Raw genomic sequence first — 17,465 nt, 5'->3', positions numbered from 1 at the left:
TGTTTGAATGGTTCTGTGTCATGCGGCTTCCGCATCGAATTGCTTCACCGGAATGGCTTCGAGCAGCGTGCGCGTATAAGCATGCCGCGGCGCTCGCCATATTTCGCGATGATGTCCACTCTCCACGATGCGTCCGCCCTGCATCACATGCACGCGGTCCGCGATATAGCGCACCACCGAAAGATCGTGCGAGATGAAGAGATACGCAAGCCCGAGATCGCGCTTGAGTTCGACCAGCAGATTGAGAATCTGCGCCTGTATGGATACGTCGAGCGCGGACACGGGTTCATCGCAGATAAGAAGCGCGGGTTCGAGAATCAGCGCACGCGCAATGCCTATGCGCTGACGCTGACCGCCCGAAAATTCATGCGGATAGCGCCCGAGCGCGGCACTGGGCAAACCGACGCGATCGAGAATGGCCGCAGCGCGTGCACGCCGTGTCTTGCCATCGCCGATGCCATTTACTTCGAGCACCGCTTCGAGTATTTCACCCACGCTACGGCGCGGATTGAGCGACGCATACGGGTCCTGGAACACCATCTGCACCTGACGGCGCAGCGGGCGCAAGGCACGTTCGGAAAGCGGTGCGAGGTCGGTGCCGCGCAGTTGGATCGCGCCGGCAGCGGACGGCACAAGCCGCATGATCGCCTTCGATAGCGTGGACTTTCCGCAACCCGATTCGCCAACGAGACCGACCGTCTCACCGCGTGCGATGTCGAACGACACGCCATCGACCGCACGCAGCAAGTCCTTGCCATGACGATGCGCGTAATGCACCGATAAATCCCGCACTGAAAGCAAGGGCACATCGTCCGCCTGTGCGGTCGGCACGATCCGATGCGGCGCAAGCGGCGTAACGTCGAAGACGGGCTTACCGTCTTCGGTGACGGTGTGCCTTATCTCCGGCAGCTTCCACTCGCGATAATGCAACTCGCCGGACAGATTCAACGACGCCCCGAGCAATCCCCGTGTATAGGCATGGCTGGGCGCGGTAAAAAGCTGCTCCACGCTCGCTTCCTCGACCTTCTCGCCCGCCAGCATCACCGCCACCCGGTCCGCATGGTTCGCGACGACGCCGAGGTCGTGCGTGATGAGCAACAACGACATCGAGAGTTCGCGCCGCAGCTCCGCGAGCAATTCGAGGATGCGCGCCTGAATGGTCACATCGAGCGCGGTGGTGGGTTCATCGGCGATGAGAAGACGCGGCCTGCACGCCACCGCCATGGCGATCATCACGCGCTGACGTTGCCCGCCCGAAAGCTCATGCGGATAGTCGGACACGCGCCGCTGCGGCTCGGGAATATGCACGAGGTCGAGCAATTCGATGGCACGTCTATGTGCGGCTTCCTTCGAGAGCGCCTCATGCTGCCGCAAGGTCTCGACGATCTGCGCGCCGATCGACAGCACCGGATTAAGCGATGTCATCGGCTCCTGGAAGATCATCGATATCTGTCGGCCGCGCATCGCACGCATTTCACGTGGGGCCAGCGCAAGCAGATCGCGTCCGTCGAAACGCACGCTGCCCGTCACGCGGCCGGGCTCCGGCACGAGACGCATGAGCGAAAGCGCGGTCGCGGACTTGCCGCAGCCCGATTCGCCGACGAGCGCCAGCGTCTCGCCTTCCGCGATATTGAGGTCGATGCCGCGCACCGCGTGTTGCGCGCCGAAGCTCACGCGCAGGTCGCGCACTTCAAGTAGATTGGCCACGTCGCGCCTCGTCATGGTCGTTCGCGCATGCGCGGGTTGAGTGCGTCGTTGAGACCGTCGCCGAGCAGGTTCAATGCGAGCACGGCGAGCACGATGGCCGCGCCCGGTATCGCCGTCAGATACCACGCGGTACGCAGCGAATCGCGTCCCGCGCCGATCATGCCGCCCCACGTGACGACGTTCGGGTCGCCCATGCCGAGAAACGAAAGCGACGATTCGATCAGGATGGCGCTCGCCACCATCACGGATGCAGTGACGATCACCGGCGGCAACGCGTTCGGCAGAATCTCGCCGAAGATGATGCGCGCGTTGCTGAAGCCCTGGCTGCGCGCCGCAAGCACGAAGTCCGACTGACGCAAGGTGCGGAACTCGGCACGCACGATTCGCGCGACCGTGGGCCACGAAGCAATGCCGATGGCAAGCGCAATGATCGTCACGCTGGGCCGTCCTATAGCGACGATCACGATCACGAGCAGGAACGACGGCACTGTCTGAAAGAGTTCGGTGATACGCACGAGCAGATCATCGACGAGACCGCCGAAGAAGCCGCCGATAGCGCCCACGAGCGTGCCGATCAACAAGCCGATCGCAGCCGCCGATGCGCCGATCAGTAGCGACACGCGCGTGCCGTGGGCTACGCCCGCGGCGACATCTCGGCCAAGCGAATCGGTGCCGAGGCGATACATCGGATCGGCGCCAGGCCATTCGAATGGAAGCGCTACCATGTCGAGCGGATCGCCCGGAAAGAAGTGCGGCGCGCTCAACGCAAGCACGATGAACGCCGCGAGCAACACGAGTCCCGCAAGCGCCGAAGGGTTGCGCAATAACGCGTGCCATGCGCCACGCCGCGCGCGGGCCGTGGGTGCGCCTTCACCACGGCGGGTGCCGAACAACGCGCCCGCGAGCTGACGCCGCCAGGGCGAGGCATGGGATGAAGCGAGTTCGGGGGAATCGGAAGCCATGCGTCCTCGAATGAATGTCAGGCGTGTCGGGCGTGCCGGGCGTATCAGGCTATACGCGGATCGAGCCATGCCTGCAACAGATCGACCACCACGTTCGCCACGATCACGAGCAGCGACGAAAGCAGCAGCACGCCGAGCAGAACGCTGAAGTCGCGCGCCATGACGGCATCGACCGCGAGGCGGCCAAGCCCTGGCCAACTGAACACCGTCTCGGTCACGGCCGCGCCGCCGAGCAAGGTACCGAAGTGAATGCCGACCATCGTCGTGAGCGGCATCAGCGCATTGCGCAGCACATGCCGCACGGTGACGCGCAACGGATGCAATCCTTTTGCATGCGCCGTGCGCACGAAGTCCTGCCGCTGCACTTCGAGCATGGCGGCGCGCGTGAGACGCGCATAGATCGCGACGAAGAACGTGGCGAGCGTGACCGCGGGCAACAGCACGTGCTTGCCGATATCGGCCAGATAAGCGAAGCCATGAAGGTTCGCGCCAACCGTCACGTCGCCGCCGCTCGGCAGCCAGCCGAGATGCACCGAGAACAGCACGATGGCGAGAAGCCCGACCCAGAAGCCCGGCGTCGAATAGAGCAACAACGCAAGCACGGACAGCACACGGTCCGGCCACTTGCCGGCCCAATGCGCCATGACCGCGCCGAGTACGATGCCCGCCACGATTGCAATGCCAAGTGCCGCGCCCATCAGAATGAGTGTATTGGGCAACCGCGAAAGAATTAGCTGCATGACGGGCGCGTCGTAACGCGGCGAGAAACCAAGACTGCCGTGCGCGAGATGCGAGAGATACGACCACAACTGATGGAGCACCGTCTGATCGAGACCGAACTTCGCGCGCAATGCTTGCAAGCTCTCCGTCGTGGCCGAGCCGGACTCTCCCGCGATGACATCGGCGGCATCGCCCGGCATGAGCTTCAGCAGGAAGAAGTTGAGGATCACGATGGCAAGCATCGTCGGCACGGCTTGCCACGCCGTGCGGCGAACGATGGCGGCGAGGCGCGTGCGTCGGCTCATTTGGATGCCTTCACGCGCTCAGCCAGACATCGGCGAGATTGCCTTCCAGACCTTGCGCCGACACCGTGTGGTTATGCACGCGCTTGTTGGCGACCGTGATCATGCGCGGCGCGATGAGGTTCAGAACAGGCAAGTCGCGATTCACGATCTGCTGGAACTGCTGATAAAGCGCGACCCGTTTGCCTTCATCCGTTTCCACGGATGCCGATTCGAGCAGCGTATCGACTTCCGCATTGCTGTAGTGCGGCGCATTGGAAAACGGCACGCCCGGACGAATATTCTTCGACCAATAGAGACGCTGCACGCCCACGCTCGGATCGAACAGCGTATTCACGCCTATGCTGGTGAAGTCGAACTGGCGGTCCGCATACACGCGCTTCAGGAACGAAGGCAAGTCCTGCGAGCGCACTGTCACGTCGATCCCCACGCGCGAGAGCGCCGACTTCACATAGTCCGCCTGACGCCGATGCATATCGCCATAAGGCAGGAAGTCATGCGTGAGACTGAAACGCGGCCCGCCGTTCTTGCGCGGATAACCCGCCGCATCGAGCAGCTTCTCGGCGCTCGCCGTATCGAACGCATAGGGCGTGATCTTGGCGTCGTGATAGGGCGATGCAGGCGTGATCGGTGTCGGCGAAATATCGGCGTAACCGTATGCAATCGTGCGCTGCACTATCTGCGGATTGATGGCGTGCGCAATGGCCTGACGCACGCGCAGATCCTTCAGGATCGGATGATCGAGATTGAAGTCGATCTCCGATTGCGGCTGAAGAAAACGATACCCGCGCGTTTCCGTGGCAAGCTGCGGCAGTTGCCCAAGACGCGGCAAGTCCGTGAGCGGCACCGGATTCTCGCCGCCGAGATCGAGCGCGCCGGTTTCGAACGCAGCGGAACGCGCCGCCGCATCGGGAATGACCTTGAACACGAGCGAATCGATATACGGCTTGCCCGCATCCCAGTAGTCCGGGTTGCGCTCATAGACGATATTCGCGCCGCGTGTCCACGACTTGAAGCGGAACGGTCCCGTGCCGGCGGGTGCGTTGTTGTGCGGATTCGAGAGCGGGTCGCCCGTGGCGTAGAGATGCTTCGGGACCATCGGCGATTCGCCCGCCGACAACGCCTTCAACAGATACGGTGCGGGCTTCGACAATTCGATCACGGCGGTGCTCGCATCGGGAGTCGAGACCTTCACCACGTTGGCAAACGTGCTACGCCCGCGAGGATGGATCGACTTGAGCAAATCGATGGAAAACGCGACGTCGGCCGAGCTGAACGGCTGGCCGTCGTGCCATTTGACGTTCTCGCGCAGCGTGAACGTGTACTTGAGACCGTCCGGGCTTACGTTCCATGCGGTCGCCAATTGCGCTTTCGGTTTCAGATCGAAGTCGTAGGCGAGCAAGCCTTCCAGCACTTTCGAGCTGGCGACGAGCGCGGGTCCCGTCGTCTGAAAGATGGACACGAGCACGGGCGGCTCGGGATTGATCAGCATGTTGAGCGTGCCGCCGCGCTTCGGACTTCCGGCGTCGCCCTGAGCGAACGCCAGTGAGGACAGGCTTGCGGACGCGAGCGCCGCGCCCGATGAAATGAGAAATCCCCGTCGATCGATGCCTGCCATGTAATGCCGTTCCTTTGTTTCGTCTGTCGTCGATGATCTTGGCGGCGTTGCTGGGCTGCTGCCGCAGCGCACACGTTAAAACGCCGTCACGCGGACGCGAACGAATCGATTTGCATATGCAAAAGCACGAACGGGTGGAAAGCTTATGACGGGATTGGGAGTGCAAGGACGACTTCGCCTAATCGTCAGACATGAATCCATGGCATTGATGCGATGAATTTCGTCGCATCTGAAGATTGTTTCGGGTTCCGATCTAATTCCATGCAAGCGATGACGCCGAGGCATCGCCCTTCGGTTTCCTTTCATATTCCCCTCTCAGGGATTTCAACGCCAACCGGCTTTTACCGTCTCGCTCGGGTCATCGTGTGGTGAAGCGAACAGATCGAAAAAGATTAGGGATACGACATTCTTCCAATCACCTAATGTCCTCTTGCAGCGAGCCAACCGTGTTCGTCCATGCAAGGAGCGGATCATGAAATCCCTCGTTCGTCGTTTCAAAAGCGCTCTGCCGATCGTGCTTCTTGCTTGTGCATTCGCGCCCGCTATGAGCTTCGCGCAGAGCACGTCGAGCACGCTGACCACACGTTCGTTCGACGATCTCAGCGACGACTCCGACACCACGGCGGACAACACAGCGGTCGCAACGCCGGGCGGGCTTGCTTCGATACTCGCGCGGCTTCAGTGCTTGCAAGGGCTGAATCCATCGGGTAATTCGGCCTCGGTCACGCTGTCGGTGCAAAAGGGCAGCTACCGCATCTACAACCCCTCCACCAACGCCTTTGATACCGTGTCGATGCGTTCGTACAATGGCTGCCCATCCGGGCCGACCATCAGCATCAAGCCGGGCGCCACGCTCAGGCTGAAGCTCAACAACAGGTTGCAGGTGAACGATCCCGTGGACGACTGCCCGGACAATCCGGATCACTCCACGCCGCATTGCTTCAATCACACGAACATCCATACGCACGGTCTGCATGTCTCGCCTTCCGGCAAGTCGGACAACGTGCTGCTGACGGTGCTGCCTCAGCAGTCGCAGCAATACGTCTATAACATTCCGTCGACGCATCCCTCCGGCACGTTCTGGTATCACGCGCATCTGCACGGCTCGACTGCCATCGATGTCGCGAGCGGCATGGCCGGCGTGCTGATCGTGCGCGGTTCACGTCAGGCGCGCCGTGGCGTCGTCGATGGCAGCGCCGATATCGACACCATCCTGCATCGCCGCTTCCTGCTGTTGCCCTTGCCGATGCGCGAACACGTCATGCTGTTTCAGCAGATCGAATACGGCTGCTTCAGCGACGCGCAATCCACCGTGCCATTGGCCGACCCGACCACTTTCGAATGGATCTGCCCATCTGGAAAGATCGGCGAAATTCGCGGCTATACGAACCAGCTTTCCTTCGTTCAGGACCCGCGGCCCGGTCACACGGGGCAGTTCAATTCGACGTGGCAAATATCCGGCCGTTATACGCAGATCAACGGCGTGGTTCAGCCAGTCTTTCCGAGCGCCACGACCTTCGTACCCGCAGGCGAAGTGCGCCGTCTTCGCATGGTGCATGGCGGCAATCGCGACACCATCAATGTGAAGATAGTGCGTGCAAATCTCTCGGCCGTTGGCGTGGCGGATTCGCAGTCCTTGAGCGCGGCGCAGGTCAACACGGCGACGAGCGCGGCAGCCTCGGCGCTCGCGAAGGACAACACCAAGACGTCGCAGACCCTGACGCTCGATCAACTCTGCAGCGGTGAAACCGTCAAGCAACTCGAGTTCGCCGAAGACGGCATCACCATGAACGCGATGGTCGAAAAGGACGTCAATTCGATGAACCCCGGCTACCGCAGCGACGTGCTCGTGGCCTTTCCATCGCCGGGCGTGTATTGCATACTCGACGAAGCCGCCTCGGCTTCCGCGACCATCAACTTCAGAACCAATTCATCGAAGGCGAAGGACCGGCGTCTGTTGTCGCTCGCGCGTGTCGGTCCCGGCGTCAACATTCCGAACACCACGGTCGGCAATCACTCGCGCTACTGGCAATACATTCGCAATCAACTGGTCGCGGCCAATCCCACGCTCGCGGAACCCGCGAAGACGGATCTCGCATCGCTTACGTTGCGAGCGTTCGCGCCCAGTGTGCCGGTGGATGGCAAGGTGGTCAACGTCGTTCCTGCCGTGTTCGACATCAAGCCGCCCGCATTCACCATCAACGGCAAGAGCTACGATCCGAGCGTCACTGCTTACACCGGCGTGCTCGGCAACATCGATCAATGGAACGTCTCTGCCACGGCCTTCGCCACACACGTGTTTCACATTCACACGAATCCGTTCAGGATCATCGACATCAAGAACGCAGCCGGCAACTCCATTTTCAATGGCTCGGGGGGTTGCACCGACGAAGAGCTTCAAACCGGCGACACGGAGTACTGCAACCTGCAAGGCGTGGAGCGCGATACGCTTTTCATCAAGGCCGGGTATCAGCTTTCCATGCGCACGATCTATCAGGACTTCACGGGCGAATTCGTCATGCATTGCCATATCCTCGATCACGAAGATCGCGGCATGATGGAGAACGTCAGTATCGTCTCGCCGATGACAGCCTATCTGCAACGCGTGACCGCGCCGTTCGCTACTGCATCGGCAAACGCGGGCAAGTGGCTCGCGCGTCTGCGCGGCGAGGATGAAACGCAAGTCGCGCTGGCAGCCTCGCTGTGTTCGGCGAAAGACTATGCCAGGCGTTGAGATGGTTTTGTAAGTTATCCGGGTCGGGACGTTTTGATGTTTAATGAAGACATCGAATGCGTGCACACCCGGAGAATCATCTTGGCTCAGTCGAAGTTTCAGGCCGTCTACATGCGCGGCGGCACAAGCAAGGGCGTATTTTTCCGCGACGACTGGCTACCCGCCGACGCTGCCGTGCGCGACGCCGTCCTGCTGCGCGTGATCGGCAGCCCCGACCCTTATGGCCAGCATATCGACGGCTTGGGCGGCGCGACCTCCAGCACGAGCAAGGTCGTGATCATCGGTCCTTCCTCGCGTGAAGATTGCGACGTGGACTATCGCTTCGGTCAGGTCGCCATCGACCGGCCGGTGGTCGACTGGTCAGGCAATTGCGGCAACCTGACTGCGGCGGTCGGTCCGTTCGCCATCGCGCAGGGTCTCGTCGATGCCCCGCGTAACGGCACGGCCACCGTGCGCATCTGGCAGGCGAATATCGGCGCGAAGATCACCGCGCATGTGCCGATGAAAGATGGCGAAGTGGTCGAAGAAGGCGACTTCGAACTCGACGGCGTGACCTTCCCCGCAGCCGAGATCAAGATCGAATTCCTCGATCCGGCCGGCGATGCAAACGAGAGCATGTTTCCGACCGGCAACGCTATCGACGTGCTCGACGTGCCCGGCGTCGGCCCGGTCGAAATGACCATGATCAACGCGGGAAACCCGGCCATTTTCGTGGATGCGGCATCGCTCGACTTGAAAGGCAGCGAGCTGCAGCGCGACGTGAACGGCGACAGCGCCTTGCTGCAACGAGCCGAAGCCATTCGCGCTCACGCCGCGGTGCGCATGGGTCTCGCCGCGTCAGCCGACGAAGCCACGCAATCGCGCCCGCATACGCCGAAGCTCGCCTTCGTCGCGAAGCCCGCGAGCTATGTCGCATCGAGCGGCAAGCATGTCGATGCGAGCGCGCTCGACATCAACGCGCGTATCTTTTCCATGGGCAAGCTGCATCACGCGATGACGGGCACGGGCGCCGTGGCTATCGCCGTCGCGGCGGCCATTCCGGGGACGGTCGTCAACCGGCTCGTCGCGAATGCGCACGCACCGGTGCGCTTCGGGCATCCTTCCGGCAGTCTCGAAGTGGGCGCGAAAGCCGAGCAACGCGACGGAAGCTGGACCGTGACGAAAGCCATCATGAGCCGCAGCGCGCGGCGTCTGATGGAAGGTTTCGTCTTCGTGCCGTCGTCGGTCACGACGAAGTAAGCTGGACGTGGCGTAACTTTTGATGCACCCTCGCACAGGTCATCGCCCGCGCCTCGCCTTTCATGAACGCCTCTTTCGAATCTTCCACGCGCGACGCGTCTCACGTCGGCGTCTATGTTCATCCCGCCGATGCAAACGCCGGCCAATGGACCGTCAGTCACGCGGACCGGCCGCATCTGTATCGCATCCTGCATCGTCTGAATGCGGGCGAAGTCCGTGTCGATACAGTGGTCGACCTCGACAATCTCGAAGCCAAGCTGCAAAAGTGGCGGCGTGAAGGCTTCGTGAAGCATCGGGAAGATCAGGCGTCGTCTCCAAACCGTCATGCGTTCATGCAGGACTTGAAGCGCGCGGCCGTTGCAAGCGTGGGCGTCGTGAGCATGGTGGACAGCACGGTCATCGACTCCGTGTCCATGCCGACGGGTGCGGGCGGACCCTTCGTTCCCGCACCGAACCCGGCCTATCTCTTCGCGGCACGCTCACGCGACATCCTCTTGGACATCGTCGAGAACCGGCGCCTCTTGCTGATCGGGCATACGGGAACGGGCAAGACGAGCCTCATCGAACAAGTCGCCGCGCATACGAATCAGGGCGTGCTGCGCTCGAACATGAACGGCCAGACGACAGTCGGCGACTTCGTCGGCTTCTGGACCGTCAAGGGCGGCGAGACCATCTGGATCGACGGCGTGTTGCCCACCGCCATGCGCGAAGGTCTCTGGCTGATCGTCGACGAAGTGGACTTCGCCGAACCCGCGATACTCGCCGTCCTCACCGCCGTGCTGGAACCCGGCGGACGTCTCCTGCTCAAGGAGAAGGGCAACGAGATCGTGACGCCGCATCCCTCGTTTAGATTGTTTGCGACAGCCAATGCAGTCGGCGCGATGAGTCAATATCGGCACTTGTATCAGGGCGCCAACGTGATGAACGAGGCGTTCCTCGACCGCTGGCGCGTGTATCAATTCGACTACCTTTCTCCCACCGATGAAGCCGAGGTGCTCGTGCGTACCTTCGGTGAGGGCGTGAGCGCATCCATGGCGACGACGCTTGCCTCCATCGCGGCGGACTGTCGCGCTGCCTTCGCGCGCGAAGATCTGTCGAGCGCGTTCTCCACGCGCAGGCTGCTCGACTGGACCGCGCTCATGCTGAGAAGCGGCGACCCGGAAGCCGCCGCGGGTCCGACGATCTACGCCAAGGTCAGCGCCGAGGACGCCGCGTTGATCCGCGATATCGTGCAGCATTACATCGCGAGATGAACGCATCGACGCCGATGGATGACGACAATCTCGCGAAGCTCGCGCGCACGCTGGCTCGTCGTGACGATCTGGAAATCGGCTTCTCACCGGACGGGCCTGTCGTGCGCGGCAAGCTGCTTTTGCTGCCGGATACGCTCGACCCGACGACGCAAAACGACACGGTTAAGGGCTATCTCGACTTGCTCGTCGCGCGGCATTGTCATTGCGATTCAGACGCACTCGACAAGACGGCAGCAGGTGCACGCGGTATCGCTCGCGCACTCGACGACAGACGCGCGTGCGCCCTTCTGCTCGATGCTTACCCCGGTGCCGAAGCGTTATTGCGTTCGTACCGCGAGCATCGGCAGGAACTCGTGCTTGGCGGCTGGCAGAAGCTCAGTTGGCGCGAGCAATTTGCTTGGCGCGTCGAACGCGCGCTCTGGAACGAGCAAGCGACGGCCGTGGAGGACACGCCATCGTTGGGCACGGCGCTTCATGTGATGGAAGATATCCTGCGCGAAGGGCGTGCGAGCGTATCGACGGAACAAAGCGTGCGTCTTGCAATGCGCACGCTCGAACGCATTGCAGCGCTATCGGCGGGCGACATCAACAACATGATGTTCATCGTGGACCACGAGTCGGCATCCGAGCCCGAATACGACGCAAGCAGCGAAGAGTCGACGCCCGCGCATTCCAGCGCGGCGCCACTCGACGATTCCTCGCCCGATTCTCAAGGCGATGCCATCGCGCCCGAACGCAATGCATCGCCGATCGAACGACCGACACGCTCCGTTCCCCTCACCACGGAATTCGATCGCGTGACCGATCTCACCGGCATGGGCGACCCCACCGCATGGCGCAAGCTGCGCACGCTGGCGCGCGCACAAACAGGGCCGTTGAAGGCACGTCTTGAACGCGCATTGAAGGCCGACGAACAAACGCACTGGCAGCGCGAACAGGAACGCGGCGAACTCGACCGGCCGTCGCTCGTGCGTCTTGCAACATCGCCTGGCTATCGCACGCCGTTTCGTGCGGCACGCGCGCGTCCCGGCCGCGATGCCGCCGTCACGCTGCTGATCGATCGAAGCGGCTCCATGGCTGGACGCAAGATCGAACTTGCACGGCTATGCGCGACCGCGCTGTGCGACGCGCTCGAACAACTCGGCTTCGCATGCGAAGTGCTGGGCTATAGCTCGATAGAAGACGCGGACATGCGCGCTTATTACGAGCGCTGGCTCTCTAGTGGACACACGCCGCCCGAAGGCTTCAATCGCTTTGTCGAAAGACTCGATTTGCAAGTCTTTAAGCGCTTCGATTCGGCCAATCTCAGCGGGCTTGCGCGCATAGCATGCGGCCACGAAAATCCCGATGGCGAAGCGCTGACCTGGGCCGCCGAAAGATTGCTCGCGAGACGTGCGCGCCGTCGCATACTCATGGTTTTGTCGGACGGTTATCCGGCGACGGGAGAAGGTCACCCCGCGCTTTTGCGTAGCGATCTGCGCGAGCGTGTGCGCGACGTGCTCGCGCGTAAGGTGGAACTCATCGGTATCGGCATACTCGATGACGCGGTCGAAGAGTTCTATCCCGTATGCAGCGTCGTGGAAGAGCTTCAGCAGTTGCCCGCGGCGGCGTTCGAAGTGCTGGGGCAGACACTGCTCGGGCATCGGGAATGGATGCTGGAACACATCTAAACGCGCTTCCTCGCCATATAGCGGCCGGGCGTCGTGCCGAAGGTGCGGCGAAACACATCGATGAATGCGCTGATGTTTTCATAGCCGAGTTCCAGCGCGATGGTCGTCACCGGCGCGCCATCCGCCACGCGTTCCAGCGAACGCAACATGCGTGCTTGCTGACGCCACTGCGCGAAGGTCAACCCCGTATCCGCGATGAAGCGACGGCTCAACGTCCGAGCCGACACGCCTGCCCACGCGGCCCATTCTTCCAGACGGCGATTGTCCGCGAGATCGCGGCCGAGCGCATCCGTTATCTTGACGAGCGCGGCATCGGCGGGACGCGGCAGATGAAGCGGCTCTTCGTGCGCAGCCGCGAGTTCGTCGATGATGACATCCGCGATACGCGCCTGCGATGCATCGAGCGGTTCGCCCGGCCATGTCGCCGCGCGATGCACGGCCTCGCGCATGAGCGCGCTTGCGCGGATGGCTCGCGGTTCCTTCGGCAAGGCCTCGCAGCGCGCTTCGGCAATGAACACGCTCCATCCCGCGAACGGCCCGAAAGAGCGCACCGAATGCGCGCGATGCGGCGGAATCCAGATCGCATGAATGGCGGGCACGACCCAGCGGTGAGATTCGAGACCTATCGACATCAGGCCGCTCAACGCGCCCATCAACTGTCCGCGCGCGTGACTGTGCAGGGACATTTCGCGCGGCGCGGCTTGCGTGAGTTCGGCGGCAGCGAGAAAAGGCCCGTCTGGCGAAGTGACGAGGTCGGGGCGAATGAGCGGTGTAGTCATGGCCGGTTTGCCGTATCGATTGGCTTTTATACCGGAGATTGGCCGCGCTCGCATGGCTAGACTGGATGCATTCGTCATGGAGGCACTATGAAAGCCGCAATTGTCAACGCAGCAGGACAACAACCGTTCTACGGCGACTTCGCCGAACCCGTCGCAACGCCGGAACACCACATCGTTCAGGTCAGTGCCGCGGCGCTCAGTCAGCTCGCCCGCGCCAAGGCGTTGGGACAGCATTACTCGTCGGGCAAGGTGTTTCCGTTCGTCGCGGGCGTGGACGGCGTCGGGCGTCTGGATGACTGCACGCGCGTCTACTTTTTCAATCCGTCTGCGCCCTTCGGCGCGATGGCGGAACGCACGCTCGTGCCGCAATTACGTAGCGCGCCGCTGCCCGATGCAATCGACGATGTGACCGCCGCTGCCATCGCCATTCCCGGCATGTCGTCGTGGGCCGCGCTTACCGAGCGTGCACGCTTCGTCGCGGGCGAAACCGTGTGGATCAACGGTGCGACGGGCACGTCCGGACAACTCGCGGTGCAGATAGCGAAGCATCTCGGTGCGGGCAAGATCATCGCGACAGGGCGCAACGCGGCGGTGCTCGACACGCTGCGCGAAGCCGGCGCCGATGTCACGATCGCCCTTGATGAAAACGAGGATGCGATGTCGCGTGCTTTCGAAGCGCAGTTCGCGGAAGGCGTCGATATCGTGCTCGACTATCTCTGGGGTCCTGGTGCGCGTGCCTTGTTGATCGCCGCCGCGAAAGCATTGGACGATGGCCGTGTCTTGCGCTTCGTACAGATCGGCTCGATTGGCGGCGCCGAGATCGGCTTGCCGGGCGCCGTGCTGCGTTCCACTGCAATCACGTTGATGGGCAGCGGGATCGGCAGCGTTGCACTGCCGCGCTTGCTCGAATGCGTGAAGGCGGTACTGAACGCGGCTGCATCGGGAGCATTACGTGTCGATGCAAAAGCGGTGCCGCTCTCGCAGTTGAGCGAGCACTGGGACGGCAATGACAACAAACAGCGCACGGTGTTCGCCATGCGTTGAAGTTTAAAGTCCCGGCGCACCGCTCTCAGCGCAAGTCCGCGCGAAGGTCTCGCACACCGCGTCCCAGGCGTTGACGCAAGAGCGTGCGCAGGGTTGCGCCATCGACATAACCGACTTCGGCCGCGATAGCTTCGAGGTCGAGACCGCTGCCATGCAAAAGCGCCTGCGCGCGTTCCACCCGCAGATCCTGAAAGTACGCGAGCGGAGACTTGCCGAGCACGTCCTGACACCGGCGTTGCAGCGAACGCGTGCTCGTCGCGAGCGCGCTGGCGGCCTCCTGAAGCGAGAAGCCTGACTTGAGGTGCTCTCGCGACCATCGCTCGAAACGCAGAATGAGCGGATCGGCTTGCGCCAGATGATTGGGGATCATGTAGGGCGCTTGGGAGGAGCGAAGGTCCGCAAGCAGATAACGCGACACCAGATTCGAGAGTTCCGGGCTTGCCTTGCGGATCAGCCACAACGCCAGATCGAGATGTCCCAGTGCCGCGCCGGCTGTCACGCCCACATCGGTCGGCACGAGCATGCGCGATTCGTCGAGCAGCACATGCGGATAGCGCTGCCGGAAAAACGGACCGAGCCACCAGGTCGTCGTCGCTTCGCGATGATCGAGCAGCCCGGTTTCCGCCAGCAGAAACGTGCCGATGCACGAGGCTGCGATAAGCGCGCCCTCGTCGTGCCATTGCAGCAGTTGCGCTCTGGCCTTTCTCACATCCGGACGTTCGAGCGCGGGAACGAGCAACTCGGGCGTGCCGGTGCTCAATGCCGGCACGATCACCCAGTCGGGCTTCAGGTCGGCTGCAACCGGCCGAACCGGAATGCCGAATCCCTGCGCCGAGCGGACCTTCTTGCGCACGCCGACCAGCGAAACATCAAACCGAGGCGCACCGCCCGTGGCCTGAGCGGAGAACTTGTTGGCGAGCGTGAACGCATCGAGCAGGACCGTGAGCCCGGTATCGAACAGGCCTTCCAAAGCGACGATTGAAATTCGCATGGCGTAAACGCCCTCAAAGTTGGCATTTGCGACGATACCGGTTTTTGCGCCCTAAGACTACAGTGAGCTCCGTTGTACATCGCAACGCAGTCAAGGAAGGAGTTCACCCATGAAGGTATTCGCAGTTGGATCCATCACCAATCCGCCCACACCGGAGCAGCAGCAACGGATCATGCCGAAGGAGGTTCCGCATACGCTGCAACTTTATCTCGATGGCAAGATCGAGCAATTCTGGTTCCGTCAGGACCGTCCGGGCGTGATGTTTCTGATGGACGTCGAATCGGTCGACGCGGCCCGAGCGGAAGTCGGCGCGCTGCCGCTGACCGAAGGCGGTTTCATGACTTTCGACCTGATTCCCGTGGGTCCGCTCGCGCCGCTTGGGCGGTTGATTCAGAAGGGCTGATCAGGCGCGTCATGAAAGTCGAAGGGCGGCCATTCATCGGCCGCCCTTCGACACGCTACTTCGCAAACGTCTACTTCTTTCCGTCGATCACCGCGACGACCTCATCCCGCGTGTATTCCTTGTTAGCCAGTGCGCCCGTTGGCGTCTTGGCCAACACCGCGTCCAGTTCTTCAGGCTTCACTTCGAGCACCGGCATGCGGATATCGTGCGGAATCTTCTTCCCGGCCAGCACCTGCTGCGTGACCCAGAACGCAAACGACGAAGCCCCCGGCGGAATGGTCACCGACATGGTCTCGTAGCCGGTCTTCTTCTGCTCCGCCCACCACGCCAGTTCTTCCTGCCGGTTGCCGAGGATGATGATAGGCGTCGGCCGGCCCGCCGCCTTGATGGCCTGCGCCGTACCGAAGCCATCGCCGCCTTGCGTGACCACGCCATCGATCTGCGGCAGGGTCGGCAAGATACCCGCAACCTGCTTCTGCGCCACGGTTTGCGTCCAGTCGCCATGCACCGAACCGACGATCTTCAGGCCCGGATACTTCTTGAGCTGATCGACGATACCCTGATGAATCTCGTCATCCACGGAAACGCCCGCGAGCCCGCGAATTTCCAGCAAGTTGCCCTTGCCGTTCAGACGCTTCGCCAGATAATCCACCTGCATGCGCCCCATGCCCTGAAAATCCACGGCGATGCGATACGCGCACGGTTCGGTCGCGATGCCGTCGAACGACACGACCGTCACGCCCGCGCCGCACGCCTGCTTGATGACGCCATTGAGCGCGGAGGGCGAGACGGCATCGACGGCAATGGCCTTGAAGCCCTGCAATATGAGATTCTGAATCTGCTGGACCTGTTCGGTCGCCTGACTCTCGGCGGTCGTAAAGGTGGGTGCGGCCGCGACGACCTTTTGCTTTACAGCCGGGTCCGCCACGTTCGACCAGCTCTTCAACATCTGCTGACGCCAGCTATTGCCCGCGTAGTTGTTCGAAAGCGCGATCTTGAGCGACGAAGTATCGCCCGTCGCGACTTGCGCCGATGCGCTTGCCGACAACGCCACGAAGCAGGCGCCGGCAAGAAACGACAATACTGTTTTCACGTTGCTGTCTCCTTGTAGACGTGTCTTTATCGTCCGACGCCGCGCACGCTCACGGCCACGGAATAGAGTGAAGAAGTCGCCGCGATGAACAAGCGATCGCGATTCAACCCGCCGAAGGTCAGGTTCGCCACCACTTCGGGAATGAATATCTTGCCGAGCAACGTGCCGTCCGGCGCATAACAGTGCACGCCGTCTTCCGCGCTCGTCCAGACATTGCCATGTTCGTCCAGACGCAAGCCATCCGGCACGCCGCTTGGCATGTCCACGAACACGCGGCTATTGCGCAGCGCGCCGTCCTTCGCGACATCGAACACGCGGATATGACGCGGCGCGGTGTCGTCGTGCGATGCCGCCGAATCGGCGATGTACAGCAATGACTCGTCCGGCGAGAACGCAAGACCGTTCGGCTTGACGAAGTCATCGCAAACCAGGCGCACGTGCGTGTCGTCGGGGGAGACGCAATATACGTTGCATCGGCCGATCTCGCTTGGCGCACGATGCCCTTCGTAATCGCTCATGATCCCGTAATCGGGGTCCGTGAACCAGATCGCGCCGTGTGAATCGACCACGACGTCGTTCGGTGAATTGAGCCGCTTGCCTTCGTATTCCGATGCAATCACGACGATGCTGCCATCGTGCTCCGTGCGCGTCACGCGGCGCGCGCCATGCTCGCAACTCACGAGCCGCCCTTCGCGGTCGCGCGTATTGCCGTTGCTGTAATTCGACGGCGCGCGATACACGCCCACGCCCATGCCCGGCGCCCAGCGCAACATGCGGTTGTTGGGAATGTCGCTCCAAATGAGCATGTCCGCCGCCGGAAAATACACCGGACCCTCGGCCCACAGACAATCGCCCGTGATCTTCTGCAGTGGCGCATTGCCCTGCATCAGCCACTTGAAACGCGCGTCGTGCATCTCGAACTCTCCTGACTTCATGTGTCTCCTCCTTTT

The 17,465-nt window shown here is 62.0% G+C and carries 14 protein-coding genes; 6 read left to right on the top strand and 8 right to left on the bottom strand.

From position 1 onward, the window contains the following. Nucleotides 1–18: 18 nt before the first annotated feature. From NCR40_RS24980 to NCR40_RS24965, 4 genes are read right to left on the bottom strand one after another with little or no spacing between them, the layout of a single operon-like run. The gene (locus tag NCR40_RS24980; protein ID WP_250510985.1) at nucleotides 19–1,707 is read right to left on the bottom strand and encodes an ABC transporter ATP-binding protein; all 1,689 of its coding nucleotides are present in this window, start codon (nucleotides 1,705–1,707) and stop codon (nucleotides 19–21) included. A gap of 11 nt (nucleotides 1,708–1,718) precedes the next feature. After that, a complete protein-coding gene (locus NCR40_RS24975) occupies nucleotides 1,719–2,669 on the bottom strand; it encodes an ABC transporter permease (protein WP_250510984.1) in 951 nt (316 codons plus the stop codon). 44 nt (nucleotides 2,670–2,713) lie between these two features. Continuing rightward, on the bottom strand, nucleotides 2,714–3,694 hold the full coding sequence (locus tag NCR40_RS24970; protein ID WP_250510983.1) for an ABC transporter permease: 981 nt from the start codon (nucleotides 3,692–3,694) through the stop codon (nucleotides 2,714–2,716). 10 nt (nucleotides 3,695–3,704) lie between these two features. Then, nucleotides 3,705–5,309 carry an ABC transporter substrate-binding protein gene (locus tag NCR40_RS24965; protein ID WP_250510982.1) on the bottom strand — a complete coding sequence of 535 codons (1,605 nt, stop codon included), beginning with the start codon at nucleotides 5,307–5,309 and terminating at the stop codon, nucleotides 3,705–3,707. Between the two features lie 472 nt (nucleotides 5,310–5,781). Between NCR40_RS24965 and NCR40_RS24960 the strand changes: the two genes are divergently transcribed. The 4 genes from NCR40_RS24960 (at nucleotide 5,782) to NCR40_RS24945 (ending at nucleotide 12,205) form a co-directional block, all read left to right on the top strand. After that, a complete protein-coding gene (locus tag NCR40_RS24960) occupies nucleotides 5,782–8,043 on the top strand; it encodes a multicopper oxidase family protein (protein WP_250494505.1) in 2,262 nt (753 codons plus the stop codon). A gap of 36 nt (nucleotides 8,044–8,079) precedes the next feature. Then, entirely contained in the window at nucleotides 8,080–9,282 is a 1,203-nt protein-coding gene (gene prpF / locus NCR40_RS24955) for a 2-methylaconitate cis-trans isomerase PrpF (protein ID WP_404989386.1), read from the top strand. Between the two features lie 62 nt (nucleotides 9,283–9,344). After that, nucleotides 9,345–10,535: an AAA family ATPase gene (locus tag NCR40_RS24950; RefSeq protein ID WP_250510980.1), complete on the top strand. Its 1,191-nt coding sequence runs from the start codon at nucleotides 9,345–9,347 to the stop codon at nucleotides 10,533–10,535. After that, nucleotides 10,532–12,205, top strand: a complete 1,674-nt coding sequence (locus NCR40_RS24945) for a cobaltochelatase CobT-related protein (protein ID WP_250510979.1) — start codon at nucleotides 10,532–10,534, stop codon at nucleotides 12,203–12,205. The genes NCR40_RS24950 and NCR40_RS24945 overlap by 4 nt, the downstream gene beginning before the upstream one ends. Here NCR40_RS24945 and NCR40_RS24940 read toward each other — a convergent pair. Beyond that, nucleotides 12,202–12,984 carry an AraC family transcriptional regulator gene (locus NCR40_RS24940; protein WP_250510978.1) on the bottom strand — a complete coding sequence of 261 codons (783 nt, stop codon included), beginning with the start codon at nucleotides 12,982–12,984 and terminating at the stop codon, nucleotides 12,202–12,204. The two genes, NCR40_RS24945 and NCR40_RS24940, sit on opposite strands and share 4 nt — an antisense overlap. 87 nt (nucleotides 12,985–13,071) lie before the next feature. On the opposite strand from NCR40_RS24940, the gene NCR40_RS24935 reads away from it, so the two are divergent. Next, a complete protein-coding gene (locus NCR40_RS24935; protein WP_250510977.1) occupies nucleotides 13,072–14,028 on the top strand; it encodes a quinone oxidoreductase family protein in 957 nt (318 codons plus the stop codon). A 25-nt stretch (nucleotides 14,029–14,053) separates the two neighbouring features. Here NCR40_RS24935 and NCR40_RS24930 read toward each other — a convergent pair whose 3' ends face one another. Then, a complete protein-coding gene (locus tag NCR40_RS24930) occupies nucleotides 14,054–15,019 on the bottom strand; it encodes a GlxA family transcriptional regulator (RefSeq protein ID WP_244830902.1) in 966 nt (321 codons plus the stop codon). Nucleotides 15,020–15,128: 109 nt separating this feature from the next. On the opposite strand from NCR40_RS24930, the gene NCR40_RS24925 reads away from it, so the two are divergent. Beyond that, nucleotides 15,129–15,422 (top strand): hypothetical protein, encoded by a 294-nt coding sequence (locus NCR40_RS24925; protein WP_250469237.1) that lies wholly within the window; start codon nucleotides 15,129–15,131, stop codon nucleotides 15,420–15,422. A 70-nt stretch (nucleotides 15,423–15,492) separates the two neighbouring features. Here the strand turns inward: NCR40_RS24925 and NCR40_RS24920 are convergent, their stop codons facing one another. After that, entirely contained in the window at nucleotides 15,493–16,515 is a 1,023-nt protein-coding gene (locus NCR40_RS24920; protein WP_250469236.1) for an ABC transporter substrate-binding protein, read from the bottom strand. A 26-nt stretch (nucleotides 16,516–16,541) separates the two neighbouring features. Beyond that, complete coding sequence (locus NCR40_RS24915; RefSeq protein ID WP_250510976.1) at nucleotides 16,542–17,450, bottom strand: SMP-30/gluconolactonase/LRE family protein; 909 nt, start codon at nucleotides 17,448–17,450, stop codon at nucleotides 16,542–16,544. Between the last annotated feature and the right edge of the window lie 15 nt (nucleotides 17,451–17,465).

It is taken from the genome of Caballeronia sp. GACF4, from assembly GCF_023631025.1.
Taxonomy (GTDB): Bacteria; Pseudomonadota; Gammaproteobacteria; order Burkholderiales; family Burkholderiaceae; genus Caballeronia.
Note: the sequence above shows the minus strand (reverse complement) of the source record. Positions and strands in the feature narration are given on the sequence as shown.